Source organism: Defluviimonas sp. D31 (genome assembly GCF_033436765.1).
In the GTDB taxonomy this organism is placed as follows: Bacteria; Pseudomonadota; Alphaproteobacteria; order Rhodobacterales; family Rhodobacteraceae; genus Albidovulum.
In genome coordinates, this window is the sequence record NZ_JAWQFN010000062.1 from 1 (window position 1) to 1,579 (window position 1,579).

Annotated in this window: 1 protein-coding gene and 1 pseudogene; one reads left to right on the plus strand and one right to left on the minus strand. The window is 54.5% G+C overall.

The window, feature by feature from the left end; genetic code table 11:
• The first annotated feature begins 413 nt into the window (after positions 1–413).
• Entirely contained in the window at positions 414–1,232 is an 819-nt protein-coding gene (locus tag R5H32_RS20875) for a transporter (protein WP_318340560.1), read from the plus strand.
• 267 nt (positions 1,233–1,499) lie between these two features.
• Here the strand turns inward: R5H32_RS20875 and R5H32_RS20880 are convergent.
• Positions 1,500–1,579: pseudogene (locus R5H32_RS20880) on the minus strand (IS6 family transposase); the annotation flags it as partial.

The window sequence follows — 1,579 nt, forward strand, 5'->3', positions numbered from 1 at the left end:
ACATCATCACCGCCAGGCGGATGATCGCGCGGCTCGTCTTGAAGTATTTGAACGGGTCAGGTTTCGACATCAAGCGACGCTAGTCGGCGCCCTGCCTCGCCGCAAGCCAGGTTCCTCTGACACCGCCGTCTGGCGACCTTCTGGCTCGTGCAGCGGGTCGCAGGGTTCTGAAACGAGCCTATGCAGTTTGCTCGGTGCCAAGTATAGCTGAAGCTGGTTGCCGACAAAGCGTCTGAATTGTTCGAGTCTAAGTTAATTGCTCGCCCTCTGTCCCGAACAGAATTTGAAGGAAAAGGAAAATAGAAGTGCCAATCCCGCAACTATTTCTCATTTCCTTCTTGAGCAGCCTCGCTTTGCTTACAACAGCCGCGCAGTCTTTCGGCCAGGAATTGGAGCCTAGGAGATGGGCACATTTGCCGACCAAACTGAACTACATTGTTGGCGCATATTCCCACGGAGATTCTGATATTTATTTCGACCCGGTTCTGCGTATCGAAAACGCGACAAGCAACAAGCAAACCTTAGCTTTGGGTTACATCAGAACTTTCGAGGCCTTTGGAAAGTCAGCCCGGATCGAGGTGCTACAGGGTTGGCAGAAGGCCCGCTGGGCAGGTTTGCTGAATGGCGCGCCAGCTTCGACTACGCGTGAGGGGCTGACCGATACGGCGATGCGGTTGTCGATGAATCTGATTGGTGCACCGCCGTTGCGAGGTGAAGAATTCACCAGATATCGCGCGAGCCGAAAGACTGAGACAATCTTGGGAGCGTCCCTCGCCGTCCAGTTTCCAACTGGGCAGTATGATGACAGCAAGCTCCTCAACATCGGCGGAAATCGTTTTGTTTTTCAGCCGCAGATGGGTGTGCTGCGCAATCAGGGCAGCTGGTCGTTCGAGACCACCTTGGCGGCATTGCTGTTTCAGGAAAACAGCTCGTTTTTCAATGGTAACCGTTTGCAGCAGGAACCATTTTACTCGATTGAGGGCCATGCCACGTATTCGTTCAGCAATGGCATCTGGGTTTCTGTGGGCACCGGCTATGGCGCTGGCGGGCGCACGCAATTGAATGGTATCGGCAACGACGATCGAAGAAGTCAAAGCGGTTGGGGAGCAACCGTCGCCTATCGTCTTTCGAATAAGACCTCCATCAAGGCCACCCTGAGAAGCACTTCGACCCGCGCCACGATAGGGGAGGATAATCAGATATTGACAATAGGAATCAACTCTTTCTGGTAAACTAATCAGTGGCACTTCTGCTCGCTCGGGCAGGCGCTTTCGTAGCGGCTGGAGACAGGAGATGCACTTCCACTTTTGCAAACGGAAAAGAAGTACCCTCTTTGTCAAAAGCTTCTTTGACAGCGGCCGTGAGCCTACGCGCTTCTCCTTGGCTTCGGCATCGTCCATTCACCAGACTGGATGGCCTCGTCCGGCAGGTAGTATCGAGCGGAAAGGTGGTGTCAGACCAATTCGAACCCTTCTCCACAAGGGCAGGATCGCTGTCCCTTATGACGCGCCGAGGCCGCGCCACTCGGCGAGAGCGGCGGCGCGGTTGAGCTTGAAGTTTTGTCGCGAATAGAGGTGGC